Origin of the sequence: Tenacibaculum sp. MAR_2009_124 (assembly GCF_900105455.1) — a bacterium.
Classification (GTDB): Bacteria; Bacteroidota; Bacteroidia; order Flavobacteriales; family Flavobacteriaceae; genus Polaribacter.
On record NZ_FNSF01000002.1, the window covers coordinates 285,829 to 303,140 of the forward strand.

A 17,312-nucleotide genomic window follows, 5' to 3' on the forward strand; every position below is an offset into this window, starting at 1 on the left:
GTATTGAAAAGATATTATGATAACTCAATAACAATATCTTCTGTTTTTTTTCTAACTTTTTCTAGGTCTTTCATAAAACAATCTTCAGCTCTAATTCCTAAAGGAAGTACTAAAACTGATCTTAAATTCAATTTATCCAATCCTAAAATTTCATCGTATTTTTCTGGTATAAACCCTTCCATTGGACATGAGTCTATTTTTTCATTTGCAGCTACGGTCATTAAATTACCTAAGGCTAAATAGGCTTGATTCTTCATCCATTCAAATAACTCTTCAGGCGATTTACTACCTAAACTATTTGACAACATATCTCTAAAAGGCTTGATAACATCATCTGGCGTGTTTCTTATTTTCTTAACAAGTTTGAAATACTCTTCAACATCTTCAGAAGTGATCTCTGTTGGAACTGTAATAACAAATACATGAGATGCCTGTGCTACCTGTTGTTGATTCCAAGAATGTTCAACCAGTTGTTGTTGTAGTTCTTTATTGCTTAATACAACTAATTTATAAGGCTGTAAACCATAAGAAGTTGGGGTTAGATTAAAGGCCTCTTTGAGGATGTTAATTTTTTCGTCAGAGATAATTTTATTGTTGTCAAATTTTTTAACAGCGTAACGCCATTTCAAATTGTCTATACTATTGCTCATTTATAAAAATTTTATTTTGTAAAAATAGGTTAGATTTAATTTAGATACGTTGTAAATGTATTGTAAATAATTATAGAGGGCTAGTTTTTACTTATAATTAAAAGGAAGTTTAAAAACGATTTTTTCGTAAAGACTTTATTTTTTAAATTTAACGTAATTAATTGCTAAATAATTGTTCATGAAAGAAGATTTACTGCATTTTTTGTGGTGCCAGAAACTTATTTATACACACAAGTTAACCACAATATCTCAAGAGAGAATTAAAATTGTTAAAACCGGAATTTGGAATAAAAATACAGGGCCTGATTTCTTAAATGCCCATATTCTTTTCAATGATCAACTTTGGATTGGAAATGTTGAAATGCATTTGAAATCGTCAGATTGGTATGTTCATCAACATGAATTTGATGAGAACTATGATGCGGTAATTCTTCATGTGGTTTGGGAACATGATGTTGGTGTTTTTATGAAAAATGAAAAACTGTTACCAACGTTGGTCTTAAAAGATTTTGTAAAACCAAATGTATTGAGAAGTTACAAAAGGTTGATGTTTAAAGGAAATAATTGGATTTTTTGTGAGAAGCAACTAGTAAGTGTTGATAGTTTTTTATTAGGTAATTGGTTAGAAAGACTTTACTTTGAAAGGCTTGAACGAAAAGCGATGGTTATTCATGAGTTACTAAGTTTGACGAATAATGATTATGAAGCTGTTTTGTTTTTTTTGATGGCGAAAACTTTCGGCTCAAAAGTGAATGGCGAGGTTTTCTTGAAATTAGCGAGATCTTTTCCTTATCATGTTTTAAGAAAACTACGTTTTAATAAAACACAGCTTTCCGCTTTGTTGTTTGGACAAGCTGGATTTTTGGAAGACGAAATGGAAGGGGCTTATTTCAAAGAATTAAAGGATGAGTATACTTATATGAAGCATAAGTTTAAATTAAAAGGACTTAAGAAAAGAGAGTTTCAATTTTTTCGAATGCGTCCTTCGAACTTTCCAACGATCAGGATAGCCCAACTTGCGGCATTGATTCTAAAATATCCAGATTTGTTTTCCAGAATTATCAAGGTAAATGAACTTCATAAGTTTTACGAACTATTTTCTGTACAGGTCGATGAGTTTTGGAAAGAGCATTACACTTTTGAAACGAGCAGTAAAAAGAGTAATAAGTTTACAACAAAATCTATGATAAATTTATTGGTAATCAATGTAATTGTTCCAATGAAGTTTGTGTTCATGAAAAATTCAGGAGAGTTTAATTCAGAAGAAGTTTTGACAGTTTTGAAAAGGATGGGGCCAGAGCAAAATAATATTATTTCAAAATTTTCTGAAAATCAATTAGTTTCAACAAATGCCTTGCATTCTCAAGCATTAATTGAACTTAAAACGAGTTATTGTGATAGAGCTAGATGTTTAGATTGTGTTATTGGTTGTTATCTTCTGAAAAAGTAAGAGTTAAATTTTTAGAGCCTCTAATTTAATTGTATTACGTGTTAATGTGTTGTTTATTATTATGTTAGTGTTTGTTGGAAGTAGGCAAGAAAATACAGCATTATAGGGATTACTCAAAAGAAAAGTTATATTTGTGCAAAATTTATTTCAGATGAAAAAACTATATATTGCTATTATGTCAGTAGCGGTTTTGTTTACAAGTTGTAAGGAAAACGCAAAAAACGAAACAAAAAAAGAAACTACAGAAACTATTTCAGAGGCTGTTAAAAAAGAGGATGCTAAATCGAATGACGCTATCTGTTTATTAGAAAAGCTTTCTGTTAGAGAGACTCCAGAAGCTAAAGGAAAGTGGTTGACTTCAATGAGTTTAGGAGAGAAGATTGGTTTAACAGGTGATGAAACAACAGATCCAAAATCTAAAAAAGTATATGTAAAAGTCAGATTGGTTGACGGAAAAGAAGGATGGACTCCTGTTCGCTTTTTAGCAGTTGATGGAAAAGTTGGAGCTTTACTTGAAGATGCTACAGTATATAAAAGACCCGATCTTCTAACTAAAACTGATAAAAAGTACAGTGCAATGGATATTATTGCTGTTACTTTAACTCAAGATGATTGGGTGAAAGTAAAAGGAAAGAGATCAGAAGGAGAGTATATTGAAGAAGGATGGATAAAAACTTCTAATATTTCAGAGAATTCAGTTGATATTGCAACTGCAAAATATGCGGCACTAGCAGTTAAAAAAGAAACAATGACTGATAGAATAAAAGCATTAAAAGAAATTATTGAAAACTCTGATTTATCATCTTCGACTTTTATTGAAGCACTTAAGGTAAAAATAAGTGATTATGAGTCAAGGAATACTCCTATTGATGAGCAAGATGTTAAGGCAGATGAGAAAACTGAAGAGTAATCTTATCTCTAAAAATTTGATAAAAAAAAGCGATTTTAGAATTTTCTAAAATCGCTTTTTTTTATCCGATAAATTTAGGATTAATATAATTTCTTGAATTTTTGAGGATCTGCTTCATGCATTATTTCATATACTTTTTCGAAGACGTCTTCAGCGGAAGGTTTAGAGAAATAATCCCCGTCGGTTCCATAAGCTGGTCTGTGTTCTTTTGAGGTAAGTGTTGCTGGTTTGCTATCTAAATGTTTGTAAGCATTTTGATTTTCTAAAATTTCTTGCAATAAATAAGCTGAAGCTCCACCAGGAACATCCTCGTCAACAACTAATAATCTATTAGTTTTAGCTACCGACTTTACGGTATCTTGATGGATGTCAAAAGGTAATAAACTTTGAGCATCGATGATCTCTGCATGAATTCCAACCTGAGCAAGATCTTTTGCTGCTTCATCAACAATTCTTAATGTTGATCCATAAGAAATAATTGTGATATCAGTACCTTCTTTAATAGTTTCAACAACTCCAATAGGTGTAGTAAAATCACCTAAATTGGTTGGTAGGTTTTCTTTTAAACGGTATCCATTTAAACATTCAATAACCAAAGCAGGGTCATCTCCTTTTAATAAAGTATTGTAAAATCCAGCTGCCTTTGTCATGTTACGTGGAACTAAAACATGAATACCTCGTATATTATTAATTATTCCGCCCATTGGAGAACCAGCGTGCCAAATACCTTCTAATCTATGTCCTCTTGTACGAATTATTAACGGAGCTTTTTGTTTTCCATATGTTCTATAACGTAGTGTTGCTAAATCATCACTCATTATTTGAAGAGCATATAATAAATAATCTAGGTATTGAATTTCAGCAATAGGTCGTAATCCACGCATTGCCATTCCAATTCCCTGACCTAAAATTGTTGCTTCTCTAATACCAGTATCAGAAACACGTAATTCTCCAAATTTTTCTTGTAAACCTTCTAACCCTTGATTAACATCTCCAATATGCCCAGCATCTTCACCAAAAATTAACACTTCTGGATGTTTTTTCAAGATCGCGTCGAAATTATCACGCATGATAATTCTAGCATCTACTAAATTTTCTTCTCCAACATACTTAGGTTTAATTTCGGTCGCTTTTAATGGCGAATTTTCGGTTTCACTAAGTAAAGTTGACGAGTATTTATCATAAGCATGTTCTAAAGAAGCTTTAATAAAGTTTTGAAGCTCTACTTTTTCAGGAAGATTCTCATCTCTTAAATATCTTAGAGCTTTACGTGCAGTACTTAAAATATCTTTGCGAATAGGTTCGTTGGTAGCTGCAAGATCATTTTTTAGTTTAGAAATAAAGGTTCCATTACTGCTTTTTTCTGCAAGTTTTTCCAGAATAGTAATCGCAGCTCTTGCTTCATTTTTAATCTCGCCGGTAAAAGCTGTCCAAGCATCTCTTTTTGCTTTAGAAACATCTTTTTTAGCATTCTTATCTATATTGATTAATTCTTCTTCAGAATCAACTAATTTGAGTGTGTCGCCATTTTCATCTTGTAATTCGAAATCAAGAATCCATTTGCGCATTTGAATAAGACAATCATGTTCTTGTTCCCATTGTAAGCGTTCTTTCGATTTATACCTTTCGTGAGATCCTGAGGTAGAATGCCCTTGAGGCTGTGTTAATTCTTTAACATGTATTAAAACAGGAGAGTGTTCTTCTCTTGCAATTCGCGCAGCTTTGTTATAAGTATCAATTAATTGAACATAATCCCAACCGTTTATAACAAAAATCTCATAACCTTTTTGTTTTTCATTACGCTGGAACCCTTTTAAGATTTCGGAAATACTCTCTTTTGTAGTTTGGTGTTTTGCATGCACTGAAATTCCATATTCATCATCCCATACACTCATAACCATAGGAACCTGCAATACACCTGCAGCGTTTATGGTTTCAAAAAACAGTCCTTCGCTTGTACTAGCATTTCCTATAGTACCCCAAGCGATTTCGTTACCTTTTTGTGAAAAATTTGTATGATTTTTTAATTCCTTAACATTTCTGTAAATCTTAGAAGCTTGAGCTAGTCCTAATAGGCGGGGCATTTGCCCTGCGGTAGGTGAAATATCAGCTGAAGAGTTTTTTTGTTGAGTTAAATTTTTCCAATTTCCATTTTCATCCAATGAATGTGTAGCAAAATGTCCACCCATTTGACGCCCTGCTGACATTGGATCTGCTTGAATATCGGTATGTGCATATAATCCCGCAAAAAACTGTTGAGCAGTTAACTGGCCTATGGCCATCATGAACGTTTGGTCACGATAGTATCCTGAGCGAAAATCACCATTTTTAAAGGCTTTTGCCATGGCTAGCTGAGGAACTTCTTTACCGTCACCAAAAATTCCAAACTTTGCTTTTCCAGTCAAAACTTCTCTTCGACCTAGTAAGCTGCACTCTCTACTGATGCGAGCTATTCTATAATCGTTTAAAACTTCGTGTTTAAAATCTGCAAAAGAAAGTTTTTGGGTGTTAACAACTTCAGTTTTTTCCATCATACTGTATCTAATTATAGGTGAGGTTACAAAGATAGTTTTTTTAATTGAATTTTAAAAATCTTTACTTTTGTTAAGAATAATTCAAAAAAAAGTTAAAAAAGAAGGTTTTATTGAGTATTTGGTAATTTTTATTAAAACTTAAGATGATATTATATTCTAAGGGAATCTTATTATAGAATTGGCAATAACACTGAGTTTAAAAACTTTGTTATTAGAGAATACCTCTCCTAATAAAATTATAAATTCTATCTAAATTAGTCGTAATAACAAATCGTATTTTAGAAGGGTAGGCATGTTTTGTTACTTCCCAACCTTGGTTGCTATAAATGGGGAAATAAAATTCAAATATGTTGGGAACAAAATTCAGGCGAATACCATTTTCATAATAGAAGTTAGGACTACTGGATTTATTTTTTAGCATAGCAAAGTCATTATATATTTCAGCCCATTTCCAAACACTTACGCTTGTATTCCCTGCTAGTATAAATTGATTTGCTGTTTGAGGAGTATTATATTTAGATTTAAACCCAGCATCGGAGATAATAAATTGCTGACTGAATAAACCGGAACTCTCCGAGCGACCAAAGAGGTTTTGCTCAAATAGATAATCTGAGCTTCTATTTAGTCCGAAACTAAAATAATCACCAACTGAATTATTTGTCACAAACATTCCTCCGAAGAAACGCAGATCGAAGCTTCTTTCATTATCAAAAAATTTTAAATAACGAATGTCGGTAGACAACTTTGTGAAATTATTTCCAAGTTCAAAATTAACAGCATATTGGAGTCGTTCAATAATATTAGGTTTACTATAGATGTATCTAAAGTTTAAAACCTTGTATCGATCTTGCTCTGTTATAGGGCTTGCTTGAGGAACTTCTTTGTTTATATAAAAAAGTCGAGTAGTAAGGGTTTTAGAACCTACATCGCGCAATGTTTTTCTTCGGAAAGCAATACTAACGTAGGGAACTAAAGTGTTATAGCCCAGTTCAGGAGCGTAATGAAAATTACTTCCGTTTATACCGTACTTTATTTTATAGATTGAAGAAGTTTCAAAAAACTGATTATACGCAACGGCAAAAGCACCAGTAAAATTTCTACTTTTAGTACTATAATTTGGAGTTAGTGTAAATTCAAAATTATGCGGAATAATCGGTTGATTTTTTAGTTTAACTCCTAAACTAATACCGTCATACAAATTGTACTTAATATTTGGATAGTAAAAGAGTTGATTGTAATAAGGGTCTTCTGCATCTTGGAAAAATCGAAACTGAAGAGGTTTATTAATTAACTTATTATTTGTTTTTCTAAAATTATTTAGTGAGTTGTGTTCAGGATAAGTGTTTTCATAATTCAGTGCCAGTTTGGTATAATCACCTTTCTTAACTTTTATAGTTTTTTTTGAATCAATATCAGAAATCCATTTTTTAAATTTAATTTCTTTTTTATTGATTCCATACAGTGCTACTGGAGCTGTAAAATTTCTTTTATTTTTGATTGTAATCTTTAAGGAATCTTTTCCTTCGATCTCTTTAATAGAGGTGATTTTATAATCAATTTTTTTTGCAGTTTTTAAATAATCTTTGGCGAACCAATCGATGTCTTTGGAAGTGTTTTTTTTAAGAATGGATAGAAAATCAGAAGGTGAACTAAGTTTTAAGTGATTTTTATATAAGAATTTCTTTATCGACTTTTGAAGAATGCTATCATTCAGATAGTCTTGTAAATAACGAAATCCAAGTCCTGATTTATATTTGCTAACTATTTTTCTGTTAAAATTAGAAAGAGAGTCAGCTGTGGTTTTAAGAGGTTGATCGTAAAATTTCCGAGCGCTAAACTGGTAAATGAACGGAAATTTATCACTTTGTTTTAACTTGCTTAAATTGTAATTTTTAATAGGCCAGTACTTCGAATACTTACCAAGAATAGTTACGTCAGGATAATATTCTTTTAAGTACTCCATCATTAAAAATGTTTCTAACCCATTAATAAACCAGTAATCCTTTCTTTTATTATGAATTAAAATATCATTGATGTACTTGGAACTAAGTGCATAAAAAAAGTTAACATCCCATCGAAAGTTTTCAGGAAAAGGCTTCATCCATCGAGGTAAGCCATAAAGTTCTTGCAGTGAGTTTTTTTTGACTGAAATTCTGTCAACAAATATTTCTGTATGCGGATGCTTTCCGATATGTTTTTCAATAAAACGAATCTGTTTTGTTATGATTTTTTCCGATTCTTCTATTGATATATGTTTGTCAAACGCATCGGTTTTAATTTCTTGAGTTTTAGTTTTAAACGATTTAAATCTTGGATTTGAATCGATATTTAAAATAATATCCTTCTTTTGATTTCCAACTAATTGATAGGTTGTGAAATTTTCTTCGGTAGTTTTATATTGGTATAAATTACTTTCAATTTTGTAGGTATTAGGAACCTTGATTTTAATATCGTAATCGGCAACATCTTGATATAAATCATCCATATTCAAATTACTCATCAAGTTCCATTTTGTATCGTATACGGCGGGAGTAATTTGCCAAAAACGTAGATGATATCCCGATTTTGTTTTACCATATCCAGTAAATTTGGAATTTGGAGCCTTCAGAGAATATAGAACTGAAATAGTAATGCTGTCTTTAGGGTTTAAAGCCTTGTTTAACGTTAATTCAAGGATGTCCTGTTGGTTCGGTAATTCTTGAAATTTTACGAGTTGATAGTTAACTGTTAGGTTTTTGATTTTGGAAAATCCTCTTTCATTTTCTTCTGAAAAATAAAAATCCTTCCGATAATCTTCAATAAGCCGCTTACCGAGAGGAGTGTCATTTCCTGAAAAACTATTTGCCCAGTTATGAAGATATATCTTACTCAGGTTATGTGTTGATTTATTGATAAAAACAATTCTCTGTTGAATTTTAAAAGTTCTGCTGCTGTCGTTGAGAATAATATTAGAAGAAATGGTATTGGTTTGAGCAAATAAGCTGTGTATTGAGACAAAAAGAACTAAGGAAAGAAAAAGAAGAAATCTATTTATCATGGTACACAAAATAAAAACTCGTTATAAAATATAATTCATAACGAGTTTTAAATATAGGATAATTTTCTAGAAATTAGGTTTTAATTGGTATTTCGCATAGAATTTATTGAAATGTTCAACAGCTTCGTCTGCCGTATCCACCAATCTAAATAAATTCAAATCTTCAGGGCTAATATTCCCTTCTTCTAAAAGTGTGTTTTTAATCCAGTCGAGCAAACCACTCCAGAATTTTTTACCAACCAAAACAATTGGGAACCTTCCAATCTTTTTGGTCTGAATTAAGGTAATGGCCTCAAAAAGTTCATCTAAAGTTCCAAAACCGCCTGGCATAACAACAAATCCTTGAGAGTATTTTACAAACATTACTTTTCTAACGAAAAAGTAGTCGAAATCTAAACTTTTTCCTGGGTCAATCCAAGGGTTATCATGTTGTTCAAAAGGAAGGTCAATATTTAATCCAACCGAGGTTCCTTTTCCTCTGTTGGCCCCTTTGTTACCTGCTTCCATAATTCCAGGCCCACCTCCGGTAATTACACCGAAACCATTTTCAGTAAGTTTAAAAGCTACTTCTTCTGCTAATTTATAGTAAGGATGATCAGGTTTGGTTCTTGCAGATCCGAAAATAGAAACACAAGGGCCGATTTTACTTAATCGTTCATAACCATCAACAAACTCTGCCATGATTTTAAAAATGGCCCATGAATCGTTTGTTTTTATTTCATTCCACGTTTTTTGTTGTAATTTTTCTCTTATTTTTCTGTCATCATTAGGAGTCATACTCAAATCTTTTTTAAATTAATTCTTCCGAAAAAAGGAAGCTTGCTAATTTAGTGGTTTTTCTTTTGTTAAAATTAAAAAAGAGTTAAAAAAACTTAGTAAAATGTGAAAATACTCTAAAGATAATTAGGAGCGTATACTGATATCAAAAGAAACGTGTGAAATAAATTGATAAAGAAAAAGACCGCCGTTGGTATATGGCGATCTTTTCTTCTTTTTCAATGTAGCCTTTGTAATAGGCAATGTCTTAATTAGGTTTTTCTAGCAATTTCCCCCGAATTTTACGACGCGCATAAAACAGATTAAATCGATAATACAAATGAGAACAAGGTTTGATTTATCTATTTATGCTATCCAATATTTTTCATAAACTTTAAAAGCAAATGCATCATATCAGATTATTTACTAGTATGTTCAAGGGGAGGGGAAGTGTTACCCTCTTTTTTTGAGAAAATATATAAATAATAGTATTACAGCGATAAGTAGTATTGACAAGTGAAGAGTTAGGTTGCTTTCAAAAACAGGATTGGTGTCACCAATTAATACAAAAGAAGCCCAATAATAAGGTGATTTTTCAGAAAGACTATGGTTTTTTAAATACGTTCGTTTGGCATTATTTAGCGCCAAAGTTTTTGATTGGTTGTTTTTTAAATTCTTATAAAAATCTGACATGATTTCTGATGTGCTTGCATCATTAATTTTCCAAAGAGAGGAAACTACGGAGTTTGCTCCAGAATGGAAGAAACCTCTTGCTAAACTCAATACACCTTCACCTTTTTTAATCTCTCCAAGGTTTGTTTCGCAAGCACTTAAAACAACTAAATCAGCATTGTTTTTATAAGTATACAATTCATGTAGAGGAAGAATAGAATCATAAAATTGAATTCGAGGATAACCACTAGCATTCGCATGAGTGGCTAAATGAATGATTTTTGAATTAGAGCTCTTACTTAAAAAATTGGATTTACTAGCCTGATTCCTTTTATAAAAATTACCATTTAATACCTTTTCAATATTGTCAGATTCTTTTTCGGTAAATGAAAGCGAAGAAATATTGGTGTTATCAAACATTATAGGAGAATATAGCGAAAGATCATTATTAGTCTTTCTGATAACGCCCTTATTTAATTCAGAAAAAGTCAAAGAATAGGCGTGCTGATATTACAATCTTCGACCAAATAATGTAATGAATCTTTCTTAGAAACTAAAGCTTCTAACGGAGTATTCTCCATGGTAATATCTGGTACAATAAGGACATTTTTGTTTTTTATGAGGTCTTTAATCTCTGAAGAGGGGAATAGTTGATTATATAAAAAATAGGCAGTTGTCTTGAATTTATTTAACTCTTGTTTTGTTTTTAAAGGAGAGGAAAGAAGTTTTCGGTATAAACTTAGATTCTCTATGGTTTTCTCGCTGTTAGGAATTTTAAAAGGGATTGTTTTATCTTTAGAAATGGCTAAGCCAATTAAACTAGATTTTTCATTACCTATTTTGATATTGTTTGCAGAGAAACTTATAACGACGTCATTTTTACCCAATCCTTTTTTAACTGTTTCCAAAGTTACTGGTTCTATTTTTTGATCTAGGGATAGATATTCTGGGTAAATTAAATTAATCGAATCTCGAAAGTTTTGGTATCTATTTTTTAGGTCTAATATAGTACTTCGTTCTTTTGATATTTCAAGAGAATCTAATGAGCTTTCTAAGTTTAAGATTCTTTTCTTAAACTCATTATTCTTCAGCTTTTGTTCAATAGGAAGATTTAAATGATCTTTTTTTACAAGTATATTTTGATTTAAAATAAAGGACTTGTTTTGTTCAATTAACCTGAAAATTAATGTTGTGTTCTCCAAAATAGATGCAGCATAAATCCCTAGATTAAAGATTTTAGAAACTTCTTTTAACCATATATACTTGCTGCTTGTTTCAGTAGTATTTTGTTGTAAGATGTATGCTGCTCGTTTAGTAAACAGAACTGTTTTAATAGCATCTTTCAAAAAAAGATTTTTCTTAGTTTGGAAGTATAAGCTAATAAAAGCGACTGTTTTTAATTCTAAAGCTTGAAATAGTGGTTCTTTTTCTGTGGCATTAATTATATCTGATGGATTTATCTTATCAAAACTGGTACCCTCCTTTTTTTTTAGGCAGTTGTATAAAGATCTATTGCTTTTTGGTATTGCTTTTTTCTGGAATAAAAACGTGCTAGGTTTTTACAGGTTTCAAATTTGAATAAATTTTTTCTATCAAAAAATAAACTTTTATGTAAAAATGCCAGTGCACTATCCTTATTTTTATTTAAATATAATTCACCTAGATTTAAAAAATTAAGAGCCAGTTCTTTGTGGTTTTTTTCTTTGTTGGCTAGAGCGATATTTTTTTTGTAAAAATGCTTTGCTTTTTCGAAATTATATTGATGTTTTAAAGCATAAAGGTTTGCGAAGGTTGTATTTATTTCATAAAAAAGTTGGTTGTAGGCCTTTCTATTAGTTAAAGTTCCTGCAATACTGTCTGCTTTTTCCAAATAAAACAATCCAAGTTTCACACTTTCTTTTGTGTTTAATTTGTTGCAGGTGGCAGCTAGTAATCTACTATGAGCAATATAGCTTTGTTTACTTCCGACTTTTAAAAGTAGAGGGAGACCTAAAGAATAATGATTTAAGGATTTATAATAGTCTCCTAATGCTCTGTAACATCTACCAAGTTGGCAGTATGATTGGGCAACTTTTTTAGGAAACTGATTAGATTTAATTGCTTGCTCAAAATAATTAATAGCCTTGGTGTATTGAAATTTAAGAAAATGATATTTTCCTAAATTATAGAGTATGTTATTATATTCCTTATTGTTTAATCTTAAATTTTCAAAAGTATTTTTTTCTATAATTCCATATTTTATTGCCAGATCGTAATTACGTTTTATCCGATAGAAAAAAAACGAAAAGCTGTGGGCTATATTAGCGTAAGATTTGCCTCTATTAGTATAAGTTTTTAGAATACTATCAACTACTTTTTCAGTTACTTTTCGTTTTTTACTTAATTCAACAACTTGTTTGTAATTTTCAAATTGAGAAAAAGCAGGGGAGTAGTTCAAGAAAATTAGAAAAAGAATGGTGAAAATTCTATAGACAGGCTTTTGCATGATATTTTTATTGTTTTCGAGCTTTTCGCCACAAGAAAAGAAATACTAAAAAACTAAAAGTAAAAATAATGGAAATATATAAAATAAAATTACTTTCAAAAACAGGATTGGTATCACCAATTAATATAAAAGAAGCCCAATAATAAGGTGATTTTTCAGAAAGACTATGGTTTTTTAAATACGTTCGTTTGGCGTTATTAAGAGCTGAAGTTTTAGATTGATTGTCCTTTAGATTTTTGTAAAAATCAGCCATGATTTCTGAAGTACTAGCGTCATTAATTTTCCAAAGAGAAGAAACTACGGAGTTGGCTCCTGAATGGAAAAAACCTCTAGCTAAACTCAATACACCTTCTCCTTTCTTTATTTCACCTAAATTGGTTTCACAAGCGCTTAAAACAACTAAATCTGCGTTGTTTTTGTACGTGTACAATTCATGTAAGGGTAAAATAGAATCGTAAAACTGAATTTGGGGATTGTCACTAGCATTAGCATGAGTGGCTAGATGAATAATTTTTGAATTAGCACTATTTTTTAAAAAGTTACTTTTATTGGCATTATCGAATTGATGAAAATAACCATTCACTATGTTCTTAATATCGTTGGATTCCTTTTCTGTAAATGGAAGTGAAGAAATGGTGGTGTTATCAAACTTTACGGGAGAATATAGCGAAATATCGTTATTAGTCTTTCTAATAATATCTTTATTTAATTCAGAAAAAGTTAGTGAATAAGCATAACTGATATTGTTGGATTCTATGAGGAATTCTAACTTTTGATCATTCTTGTTTAACGATTCGAATGGTAAATTGTCTAAGTTGGTGTCAGGAACTATAATCAAGTTTTTATTTTCAATTAAAGGTCTTATTGTTTCAGGTATTAGTTGATTATATAAAAAGTAAGAAACTTCTTTAAATTTTGTGAAATCAGATTTTTTACTGAATGGATTTGAAATCATTACTCGGTAATTATCGATATTTTTTATTAATTTTCGAGTGTCTTCTATTTCAAAGGAAATTGTATTTTCTTTGGAAATTGCTAAGCCTAACAAAAAACCTTTTTCGGGAATAGTTTTATTAAGGGAGTAATAAATTACAATTGTGTTTGAAGGTAGTTTTTTTTGGATTTCAACTAAAGTATTTACTTTAAGAGAAAAAGAAGAGTTAAATGATTTAGGGAAGTTTTTTTCGAGAGAATCTAAGTATATATTAAATTCTCTCTTTTTTTTAAACAACGAGTCTTTTAAGTAATTATAAGAACTTTTTTTAACTTGTTCTTCAATGCTCAATATTTCTTTATATTGTTTGTTCTTTTTATTAAAAATATGATTGGGAAGATTTGTCTGATTGATATTTTTCCTAATATCTTGTGCTAGTAATAAAGATCTGTTTTTTTCTAGAAAAAGAAGTGCTTTCTCATTATCATTTAAAAGAAGCGAAGCTTCTATTCCTGCATTATAAATATCAGAAGCTTCGCTTCTCCATAGTAGCTTCGTGTCTATTTCATTACTGTTATTTATAGTGATATCAAATAAACGGTCGGCAATATGAACAGTAGAGATGAGTTCTTTGAGGTAGCGGTTTTTTTTTGTTTTTTTATAAAAGTTTCTTAGTATAAGAACTTTACTGCTCAGTGCTCTTACAATATTCCGCCTATTATTGGTTTCGTTTAACTGAAGTTCCGTAGGTGCTATGTCGTTAGAAGTATTGTCATCATGGCTTCCAAAGCTAATACCAAGAGATATATTAATAGTTTCAAGTCCTTTTTCTAATTCGTTTTTTTTGAAGTAGTAATTACTTAGGTTCCTGAAGCTTTCGGCCTTTCTTGAATTATTTTTCCGGTTAAATAAAATACTTTTTTTTAAGAAAAGAAAAGAACTGTCTAATTTGTCATTCTTTAAATAAAGTTCTCCAAGATTCATGCAGCTACTGCTAATAACATTAGAGTCTCTAGTTTTAATAGCCAATTGAAGGTTCTTATTATAGTACTTGGTAGCTAATAAATAGTCCTTTAAATGGAGAGTAGCATATAAATTTGCAAAAGATGAATTCAAGGAGTATGGCGGGAGAAATGGTCCTACTTTGTTAATTGAATCCAAAAGTCTACTAGCTTCATTTAGATGAAAGATTCCTTTGTTTATAGACTCTTTGGTGTTAATTAAGTCACAGGTGATGGATATATTTACATGTTGAGTATGAATACTTTTGAGTATACCTTTATATTGTCTGTTTTCTTTTTTTTGTAATGAACTTAAACATTTATCAAAAAAAGATAACGATTTGAATAAATCCCCTTTTTTCGAATAACACCTTCCTAATTCCCCATAAGCTCTTAGAATCCATATGCTATTTTTCTCTAGAGAGGTTAACTTATTATATGCAGTTATTGCATTCTCATATTGTAAGTCAGAATAATAAAAGCGACCTAAATTATATAGAGCTTTTTCGTACTGTAAGCTGGTAATGTTTTGTTTTTCAAGAGAAAAAACTTCTTTTTTTGCATAGTGAATTGCCTTGGCATATTTTTTGTTTTTGTAATTTTTTATTGAAAAAAGATGAAATATTTTGGCGGAGTGCACAATGTTTTTAGAGCAGAAAAGAGCTAAACTGTCAATTTGATCGTCTGAGTATTTTGTTTGTTTGTCATTTTTTAATCTTAGAATTAAATCATCACAATTTTGGCCATTCATATTAAATGTTAATATGAATAGCCAAGTGCTAAAGATTTTAATTAAATAATGACTTAAATGCATTGATTTGTTGATATAGGTCTATCGGCTATGTCATCTTCAGCTTCAATTACATCCTTTGGGCCTCCAGGGTCAATAGAACTATGCCTTCTTATTGTCCAAAGCTCTGACTCTTTATTGTTTGAGCATTTTACCCAAGTAAATAAATCCCAGTTATTTGAAGTGTTTGTGAAAAATTTATTTCTAATTTCATTTCGTCTAGCTTCACTAGTACCTGGGATATATGTTACTAATAAAGTTTCATAAATCCATTCGTTTGGAGTTGGGTTATTCGGGTCTACATGTTCAAAATCTCCAAAATCTTCATGAGTAGTAGGGCCGCTAAAATTTCTACCATTTGTGACTTCTATTTGTTTTGTCACATTGCTAACATCTTCTGGAAGAAAAGTGTCTTGTTGATCGCTACAACTAAATATTAATACTAAAACAGTTGTTAATGTTAAATAAATTTTTTTCATTGTTTTAATTTTTGTTTTCTATGTTCATGTTCATTAACATGAAATTTGTTACCCCACAACAAATATAATTTTTTTATTTTTGATTATTAAAATTTTAAAATGGACGGGAAAACTTTCTTAAAAGCTTTGGAAACCAACAACTCAAAAATTATAAATCAAATTTACCAAAAGAATTTTTTTAGCATTAAAAACTTTATTCTCCAAAACAAAGGGAGTGTTGAAGATGCTGAAGATATATTTCAAAAAGCGCTATTACAACTAGCGGTTCGCTTGAAAAGAGAAAATTTTGAAATAAATTCGAGTTTTGGAGGCTTTTTATACACTGTTTGTAAGAATTTATGGAGAAGAGAGCTAAATAAAAACAAAAATTGGGTAACAAATAACGAAGTGGTGGAACGTGTTAGTGAAGAGCGAGAAAATGCAGAAGCCTATTTAGAGATAAAAAAGCAGGAATTGTTTATTGAAATGATGGGGAAACTATCAGAAAACTGTAAACATATACTCAACTTGTTCTTTGCCAAACTATCGTATGCTGAAATTTTAACCAAAACAGAGTATAATTCAGAAACTGTAATAAGACAACGAGTATTTAAATGTAAAAAGAAACTCACCGAGTTAATAAAATCTGATGTTCGTTATTTAAAACTAGCTACCATATGAGCTTAGAAGAAGACATACTAATTGAACGTTATCTAAAAAATGAATTAGATAATAAGGAGAGAACTGTCTTTGAAGAACGCTTGAGGACAGATGGCGAATTCAATGAAAAGGTTAATTTCGAAAAAGAGTTGTTTAATACTTTTAATGAGAATGAATGGAGTTTTCATCATAACAATGAAGAAGACCTAAAGGATTTAGAGAGCTATTTTGAAAAAGAAGAAGTAAAAGAACTACAACAAAATATTAAAAGCAGTTTTGAATCTATTAAAAAAAAGAAACCCACAAAGGTTAGGAAGTTGTATTTTATTAGTATTGCTGCAAGTATAACAGTCCTTTTAGGTCTTTTTCTATTAAAACCATTTAATACCAAACTAAATTCGAACGCACTTTTTGAGTATTATTTGCCTACAGAAGAGTTGCCAACCTTCGTCAATAGAGGAGATAATGATTTAGAGGATCTGGTAAGAGGAGAAAATTTTTACAGAAGTAAGAATTATAAAAGAGCTTCTGATACTTTTAATACAATTTTAGAAAAAAAGGATGCATCTGTGGGTGCATACATTTATGCAGGCTTATCTTATGCGCAATTAGGAGAGTACGAGAAATCAGAAAAAATTTTTGATCGTTTGATTCAGAGTGATTTAATAGATGCCGAAAAAGGATATTGGTATAAGTCATTAGTGAATCTTAAGTCTAACAATATTGAAAAGGCAAAAGAGGATTTGAGGTACATTATTACAAACTCGTTATACCACAAAAAAGAAGCTCAAGAATTACTTAAAAAGCTAGATTAATACATGTTGTAAAAAACTGCTATTTAGATAAATAGCGGTTATTTTTTTAAAAAATGTTTGATGCAGATGAAAAAAGCTGTATTTTAGCGCTCAGATTTTATAGACGTCCCCCGGAACGGTTTTAGAAATACTAAAGCTAGAACAAAGTATAATAAGTACA

The 17,312-nt window shown here is 30.5% G+C and carries 13 protein-coding genes; 4 read left to right on the forward strand and 9 right to left on the reverse strand.

Annotated features, from left to right (window positions below; translation table 11 throughout):
• Window positions 1-14 precede the first annotated feature (14 nt).
• Window positions 15-650 carry an NAD(P)H-dependent oxidoreductase gene (locus BLW23_RS07755; RefSeq protein ID WP_093668679.1) on the reverse strand — a complete coding sequence of 212 codons (636 nt, stop codon included), beginning with the start codon at window positions 648-650 and terminating at the stop codon, window positions 15-17.
• A 178-nt stretch (window positions 651-828) separates the two neighbouring features.
• Here BLW23_RS07755 and BLW23_RS07760 point away from each other — a divergent pair, with 178 nt between their 5' ends.
• The gene (locus tag BLW23_RS07760; RefSeq protein WP_093668680.1) at window positions 829-2,100 is read left to right on the forward strand and encodes a DUF2851 family protein; all 1,272 of its coding nucleotides are present in this window, start codon (window positions 829-831) and stop codon (window positions 2,098-2,100) included.
• A gap of 151 nt (window positions 2,101-2,251) precedes the next feature.
• The gene (locus BLW23_RS07765; protein ID WP_093668681.1) at window positions 2,252-3,010 is read left to right on the forward strand and encodes an SH3 domain-containing protein; all 759 of its coding nucleotides are present in this window, start codon (window positions 2,252-2,254) and stop codon (window positions 3,008-3,010) included.
• Between the two features lie 80 nt (window positions 3,011-3,090).
• On the opposite strand, the gene BLW23_RS07770 is transcribed toward BLW23_RS07765, so the two are convergent.
• From BLW23_RS07770 to BLW23_RS07805, 8 genes are all read right to left on the reverse strand, one after another.
• A complete protein-coding gene (locus BLW23_RS07770; RefSeq protein ID WP_093668682.1) occupies window positions 3,091-5,544 on the reverse strand; it encodes an alpha-ketoacid dehydrogenase subunit alpha/beta in 2,454 nt (817 codons plus the stop codon).
• 211 nt (window positions 5,545-5,755) lie between these two features.
• Window positions 5,756-8,581, reverse strand: coding sequence for a gluzincin family metallopeptidase (locus tag BLW23_RS07775; RefSeq protein WP_093668683.1), 2,826 nt, complete (start codon window positions 8,579-8,581; stop codon window positions 5,756-5,758).
• A gap of 66 nt (window positions 8,582-8,647) precedes the next feature.
• Complete coding sequence (locus BLW23_RS07780) at window positions 8,648-9,358, reverse strand: LOG family protein (RefSeq protein ID WP_093668684.1); 711 nt, start codon at window positions 9,356-9,358, stop codon at window positions 8,648-8,650.
• Between the two features lie 432 nt (window positions 9,359-9,790).
• Window positions 9,791-10,429, reverse strand: a complete 639-nt coding sequence (locus BLW23_RS07785) for a CHAT domain-containing protein (protein WP_143032126.1) — start codon at window positions 10,427-10,429, stop codon at window positions 9,791-9,793.
• A 68-nt stretch (window positions 10,430-10,497) separates the two neighbouring features.
• Window positions 10,498-11,355, reverse strand: a complete 858-nt coding sequence (locus BLW23_RS07790) for a hypothetical protein (RefSeq protein ID WP_093668686.1) — start codon at window positions 11,353-11,355, stop codon at window positions 10,498-10,500.
• Window positions 11,356-11,498: 143 nt separating this feature from the next.
• Window positions 11,499-12,494 carry a tetratricopeptide repeat protein gene (locus BLW23_RS07795; RefSeq protein ID WP_093669374.1) on the reverse strand — a complete coding sequence of 332 codons (996 nt, stop codon included), beginning with the start codon at window positions 12,492-12,494 and terminating at the stop codon, window positions 11,499-11,501.
• 7 nt (window positions 12,495-12,501) lie between these two features.
• On the reverse strand, window positions 12,502-15,180 hold the full coding sequence (locus tag BLW23_RS07800; RefSeq protein WP_176829777.1) for a CHAT domain-containing protein: 2,679 nt from the start codon (window positions 15,178-15,180) through the stop codon (window positions 12,502-12,504).
• A gap of 53 nt (window positions 15,181-15,233) precedes the next feature.
• Window positions 15,234-15,698 carry a hypothetical protein gene (locus BLW23_RS07805; RefSeq protein WP_093668688.1) on the reverse strand — a complete coding sequence of 155 codons (465 nt, stop codon included), beginning with the start codon at window positions 15,696-15,698 and terminating at the stop codon, window positions 15,234-15,236.
• Between the two features lie 99 nt (window positions 15,699-15,797).
• Between BLW23_RS07805 and BLW23_RS07810 the strand changes: the two genes are divergently transcribed.
• Both BLW23_RS07810 and BLW23_RS07815 read left to right on the forward strand, forming a co-directional pair.
• Window positions 15,798-16,358: an RNA polymerase sigma factor gene (locus tag BLW23_RS07810; protein ID WP_093668689.1), complete on the forward strand. Its 561-nt coding sequence runs from the start codon at window positions 15,798-15,800 to the stop codon at window positions 16,356-16,358.
• Window positions 16,355-17,152 carry a tetratricopeptide repeat protein gene (locus BLW23_RS07815; RefSeq protein WP_093668690.1) on the forward strand — a complete coding sequence of 266 codons (798 nt, stop codon included), beginning with the start codon at window positions 16,355-16,357 and terminating at the stop codon, window positions 17,150-17,152. Before BLW23_RS07810 ends, BLW23_RS07815 begins: the two co-directional genes overlap by 4 nt.
• Window positions 17,153-17,312: the final 160 nt, after the last annotated feature.

Bases quoted from the DNA above. Each gene is read 5' to 3' on its own strand.
- BLW23_RS07755 (WP_093668679.1), bottom strand. From the start codon at position 650: ATGAGCAATAGTATAGACAATTTGAAATGGCGTTACGCTGTTAAAAAA.
- BLW23_RS07760 (WP_093668680.1), top strand. From the start codon at position 829: ATGAAAGAAGATTTACTGCATTTTTTGTGGTGCCAGAAACTTATTTAT.
- BLW23_RS07765 (WP_093668681.1), top strand. From the start codon at position 2,252: ATGAAAAAACTATATATTGCTATTATGTCAGTAGCGGTTTTGTTTACA.
- BLW23_RS07770 (WP_093668682.1), bottom strand. From the start codon at position 5,544: ATGATGGAAAAAACTGAAGTTGTTAACACCCAAAAACTTTCTTTTGCA.
- BLW23_RS07775 (WP_093668683.1), bottom strand. From the start codon at position 8,581: ATGATAAATAGATTTCTTCTTTTTCTTTCCTTAGTTCTTTTTGTCTCA.
- BLW23_RS07780 (WP_093668684.1), bottom strand. From the start codon at position 9,358: ATGACTCCTAATGATGACAGAAAAATAAGAGAAAAATTACAACAAAAA.
- BLW23_RS07785 (WP_143032126.1), bottom strand. From the start codon at position 10,429: ATGTTTGATAACACCAATATTTCTTCGCTTTCATTTACCGAAAAAGAA.
- BLW23_RS07795 (WP_093669374.1), bottom strand. From the start codon at position 12,494: ATGCAAAAGCCTGTCTATAGAATTTTCACCATTCTTTTTCTAATTTTC.
- BLW23_RS07800 (WP_176829777.1), bottom strand. From the start codon at position 15,180: ATGAATGGCCAAAATTGTGATGATTTAATTCTAAGATTAAAAAATGAC.
- BLW23_RS07805 (WP_093668688.1), bottom strand. From the start codon at position 15,698: ATGAAAAAAATTTATTTAACATTAACAACTGTTTTAGTATTAATATTT.
- BLW23_RS07810 (WP_093668689.1), top strand. From the start codon at position 15,798: ATGGACGGGAAAACTTTCTTAAAAGCTTTGGAAACCAACAACTCAAAA.
- BLW23_RS07815 (WP_093668690.1), top strand. From the start codon at position 16,355: ATGAGCTTAGAAGAAGACATACTAATTGAACGTTATCTAAAAAATGAA.